The 4656-nt window shown below is 74.5% G+C and carries 5 protein-coding genes; 2 read left to right on the top strand and 3 right to left on the bottom strand.

Annotated features, from left to right (window positions below; all coding sequences use genetic code 11):
* Positions 1-18 precede the first annotated feature (18 nt).
* On the bottom strand, positions 19-951 hold the full coding sequence (locus HCJ92_RS22345) for a DUF3109 family protein (RefSeq protein WP_338054327.1): 933 nt from the start codon (positions 949-951) through the stop codon (positions 19-21).
* A gap of 37 nt (positions 952-988) precedes the next feature.
* On the opposite strand from HCJ92_RS22345, the gene HCJ92_RS22340 reads away from it, so the two are divergent.
* Entirely contained in the window at positions 989-1921 is a 933-nt protein-coding gene (locus HCJ92_RS22340) for a Ppx/GppA family phosphatase (RefSeq protein ID WP_167935416.1), read from the top strand.
* 94 nt (positions 1922-2015) lie between these two features.
* On the opposite strand, the gene HCJ92_RS22335 is transcribed toward HCJ92_RS22340, so the two are convergent.
* Positions 2016-2834, bottom strand: coding sequence for an ABC transporter permease (locus tag HCJ92_RS22335; protein ID WP_167935415.1), 819 nt, complete (start codon positions 2832-2834; stop codon positions 2016-2018).
* A complete protein-coding gene (locus HCJ92_RS22330) occupies positions 2831-3673 on the bottom strand; it encodes an ABC transporter ATP-binding protein (protein ID WP_167935414.1) in 843 nt (280 codons plus the stop codon). Before HCJ92_RS22330 ends, HCJ92_RS22335 begins: the two co-directional genes overlap by 4 nt.
* Positions 3674-3767: 94 nt before the next feature.
* Here HCJ92_RS22330 and HCJ92_RS22325 point away from each other — a divergent pair, with 94 nt between their 5' ends.
* Positions 3768-4586 (top strand): sugar phosphate isomerase/epimerase family protein, encoded by an 819-nt coding sequence (locus HCJ92_RS22325; protein ID WP_167935413.1) that lies wholly within the window; start codon positions 3768-3770, stop codon positions 4584-4586.
* Positions 4587-4656 lie beyond the last annotated feature (70 nt).

Here is a 4656-nt window from a genome sequence, read left to right as displayed (position 1 = left end):
GCGCCCGGCCGCGCGGGGTCAGCCGCAGCCGGAACCGCAGCCGCGGGCCGGTGCGTCCGCCGGGTGCGGGGCGAGCAGCGGGAGCGGGCGGGCGCCTTCCGGTAGCCCGGGGGGCGCGGTGGCCGCCAGGCGCGCTTCGCAGAGCCCGACCAGGACCTCGTACCCCTCTTTGCCCATCAGTTCGACGAGTTCGGGGGCATAGGAGAGGTACACGGGCCGCTCCGCGCCGTGGGCCGAGGGCGCGCCGGTGCACCACCAGTGCAGGTCGTGCCCGCCGGGGCCCCAGCCTCGGCGGTCGTACTCGCCGATGGAGACGATCAGCTGCTCCTCGCCGTCCGGCTGCTCGACCCACTCGTAGGTGCGGCGCACCGGGAGCTGCCAGCAGACGTCCGGCTTGGTCTCCAGCGGCTCGCGTCCCTCGGCAAGGGCGAGGGTGTGCAGGGCGCAGCCCTCGCCGCCGGGGAAGCCGGGCCGGTTGAGGAAGAGGCAGGCGCCGTCCACGCGGCGGGTCTGGCGTTCGCCGTCGTCGTCGAGGCCGACGAAGCCGTCCTCGCCGGTGCCCTCCGCGTGGTACTGCCAGGTCTCGGGGGTGAGCCGGGCGGCGTGGTGCGCGACGCGCTTCTCGTCGTCCTCGTCGGAGAAATGCGCGCCCAGCGTGCAGCAGCCGTCACTCGCGCGCCCGGCGCGGATGCCCTGGCAGCCGCGGCCGAAGACGCAGTTCCAACCGGACGTCAGCCAGGTGAGGTCGCAGCGGAAGACCTGCTCGGCGTCGGCGGGGTCGGAGAACTCGACCCAGGCGCGGGGGAAGTCGAGCCCTACTTCGTCGCCGGCGGCGCGGCGGCGGGCGCCGTCGAGCTGGACCGGGGCGGGAGGCGTGGCGACGGTCTCGTCAACGCCCTGGCCTCGGGCTTTCCGTCTTTTGCCGAGCTTTGCCCGATTCGTCGATGTCACACCGCCAGGGTACGGGGAAGGAGTAGCGTGGCGGCCCATGAGACTAGGTGTTCTCGATGTGGGATCGAATACGGTCCATCTACTGGTCGTCGACGCGCACCCCGGCGCCCGCCCGTTGCCCGCCTACTCCCACAAGGCGGAGCTGCGCCTCGCCGAGCTGCTGGACTCCTCGGGCGCCATCGGTGGTGACGGGATAGACCGGCTGATCACCACGGTCCACGACGCGTTGACGGTGGCGGAGGACCGGGGCGTCGCGGAGTTGCTGCCGTTCGCGACGTCGGCGGTGCGGGACGCCACCAACGCGGACGAGGTACTGCGGCGGGTCGAGGCGGCGACCGGCGTCACGCTCCAGGTGCTCTCCGGGGCGGACGAGGCGCGGTTGACGTTCCTGGCGGCGCGGCGCTGGCTGGGGTGGTCGGCGGGGCGGCTGCTGATGGTGGACATCGGCGGGGGCTCGCTGGAGATCGCGTTCGGCACGGACGAGGAGCCGGGCGTGGCGGTGTCGTTGCCGCTGGGGGCGGGGCGGTTGACCTCAGGCCGGTTGCCGGGCGACCCGCCGGACCCGGGGGACGTGCGGGCACTGCGGCGGTCGGTGCGTTCGGAGATCGCGCAGGTGGTGGGTGAGTTCACCAGGGTCGGGGAGCCGGACCGGGTGGTGGGCACCTCCAAGACGTTGAAGCAGCTGGCTCGGCTGACGGGCGCGGCCCGGAGTTCGGAGGGCCAGTACGTGCCGAGGCACCTGGCGGCGGACGCGTTGCGTTCGTGGACGCCGAAGCTGGCGGCCCTGCCGACGCGGGAGCGGGCGCTGCTGCCGGGGGTCTCGGAGGGCCGGGCGCACCAGTTGGTCGCCGGCGCGGTGGTGGCCGAGGCGGCGATGGACCTGTTCGGGGTCACGTCGATGGAGATCTGCCCGTGGGCGCTGCGTGAGGGTGTGATCCTGCGGAGGCTGGACCGGATGCGCGCGGCCTGAGCACCGCGGGCCGGGGCGACGGGCCCCGGGCGAGGGCACGGGCGACGCGACGACGGGCTCGGGCGAGGGGCGGGTGACGGTGGTCGGGCCACGGTCAGGGGGTGCGGCGGCGGAGCGTCGCAGCGCCCAGTGCCAGCACCGCGGCTGCGACGGCCGCGACGACGATCACGTCCCGGACGTAGTTCGCGGTGACGCCCGGGTGGGCGACGACCTCCGTCATGCCGTCCACGGAGTAGGAGAGCGGCAGCACGTCCGAGACCGCCGAGAGGACCGGCTGCATGCTGTCCCTGGGGACGAAGAGGCCGCAGAGCAGGATCTGCGGGACGATCACGGCCGGGAAGAACTGCACCGCCTGGAACTCGGTGGCGGCGAACGCCGAGACGAAGAGGCCGAGTGCCATGCCCAGCAGGGCGTTGAGGACGGCGACGACCAGCAGCAGCCAGGGCGACCCGGCGAGTCGCAAGTCGAGGACGAGGACGGCGGCACCGGTGGCCAACGCTGCCTGGACGACGGCGAGTCCGCCGAAGGCGAGGGCGTAGCCGGCAACGAGGTCGCCCCGTGCGAGCGGCATGGTGAGCAGCCGTTCCAGGGTGCCGCCGGAGCGTTCGCGCAGGGTCGCGATGGAGGTCACCAGGAACATGGTGACGAGGGGGAACACACCGAGCAGCGAGGCTCCGATGCGGCTGAAGCCGGTGCGGTCGGCGTCGAAGACGTAGCGGAGCAGGATCAGCAGCAGGACCGGGACGAGCAGCAGCAGCGCGACGGTCCGGGGGTCGTGGGCCAGCTGCCGCAGTACGCGCCGCGCGGTGGCGGTGGTCCGTGCCAGGTGGGCGGCGGTGCTGTCGTGCCGGACCGGTCGCGCCCGGAGCGCGGGTGCGGTGCCGTCGGGGGTGGCGGGGGGAGGCGGTGTCACCGGGGGCCTCTCTCCTCGGATTCCTCGGAGCCGGATTCGACGAGGTGCAGGAAGGCGTTCTCGACGGTCGTCGCGCCCGTGGCCCGGCGGAGGCCGTCCGGCGTGTCGTCCGCCAGGACGCGGCCCTCCCGCATCAGCAGCAGCCGGTCGCAGCGGTCGGCCTCGTCCATGACGTGGGAGGAGACGAGCAGGGTGACGCCGTGCCGGTCGGCGAGCCGGTGGAAGAGGCGCCACAGGTCCCGGCGCAGCACCGGGTCGAGCCCGACGGTCGGTTCGTCCAGGACGAGCAGTTCGGGGCGCCCGAGGAGGGCGACGGCGAGCGAGGCGCGGGACAGCTGGCCGCCGGAGAGGTCGGCGGTGAGCGCCCCGGCCCGGTCCAGCAGGTCGACGTCGCCGAGGACGCGCTCGACCTCGGCCGCGCGGTGTCGTCGGGGCACGCCGAGCACCGCCGCGTAGTAGTCGAGGTTCTGCCGGATGGTCAGGTCCCGGTAGACGGAGGGTTCCTGGGTGACGTAGCCGATGCGGGAGCGCAGTCCGGGGTCGCCGGCGGGCAGGCCGAGCACCCGGAGCCGGCCGCGCACCCGCGCCTGGGTGCCGACCACGGACCGCAGCAGGGTGGTCTTGCCGCAGCCGGAGGGGCCGAGCAGTCCGGTGACGGCCCCGGCGGCGACGGTGAGGGCGACGTCGTGGAGGACGGAGCGCCCACCGCGGACGACGGTCAGCCCCAGGGCCTCGACGGCGGCGGGCGTGGCGGGATCGGCGGCCGGGGGCCGGTCCCGGCCGCCGGCGAGGCCGCGCCGGGGCGGTTCTGACCGGTTCGCTCCCGGTTCGTCGCTCACGTCCGCATCGTGCGCCGGGACGGCTGCGGGGTCAAGCACGTCGTGGTCCGCGTCCGGCGGTGCGTCGGCGGCAGCGTCTACGCTGGGGCGCGTTATGCCTGAAGCAGCGCTACCGCCGACCCGGGTCGGCCTGTCGACCGCCTCCGTCTACCCGGAGAACACCGCAGCCGCCTTCGAGACGGCGGCGCGGCTGGGGTACGACGGGGTCGAGGTGATGGTGTGGACCGACCCGGTGAGCCAGGACGTGGACGAGTTGGCACGGCTCTCGGACCGTCACGACGTTCCCGTGCTCGCGATCCACGCCCCCTGCCTGCTGATCACCCAGCGGGTGTGGTCGACCGACCCGTGGGTGAAGCTCCGCCGGTCCCGGTCGGCCGCGGAGCGGCTGGGAGCGGACACGGTGGTGGTGCATCCGCCGTTCCGGTGGCAGCGCGCCTATGCCAGGGAGTTCGTCGCCGGGGTGCGCCGGATGGCCGACGACACCGACGTGCGGATCGCGGTGGAGAACATGTACCCGTGGCGGTACCGCAGGCGCGAGATGCCCGCGTACTCCCCCGGCTGGGACCCGACCGAGGACGACTACCGCCACTTCACGCTGGACACCTCGCACACCGCGACGGCGCGGGTGGACACCCTGGCGATGGCGGAGCGGATGGGTGACCGGCTGGCGCACGTCCACATCGCCGACGGCACGGGCACGGCCAAGGACGAGCACCTGGTGCCGGGGCGTGGCAGCCAGCCCTGCGGCGAGCTGCTGGAGCGCCTCGGCACCACCGGCTTCAGCGGCCACGTGGTGGTGGAGGTGAACACCCGGCGGGCGGTCTCCGGCGACGAGCGGGAGGCGGACCTGGCGGAGGCACTGGCGTTCACCCGGCTGCACCTCGCCGCCGGGGTGGCGCACGCCGGCGGCTGACCGGGCCGTCCCGGGCGGCTCCGTCCGGCGGGGCGCGGGGAGCGGCGCCGGGTCGAGGCGTGCCCCGCCC

This window comes from Streptomyces spiramenti (assembly GCF_012034385.1).
Taxonomy (GTDB): Bacteria; Actinomycetota; Actinomycetes; order Streptomycetales; family Streptomycetaceae; genus Streptomyces; species Streptomyces spiramenti.
This window is presented reverse-complemented; position numbering and strand designations above follow the sequence as displayed.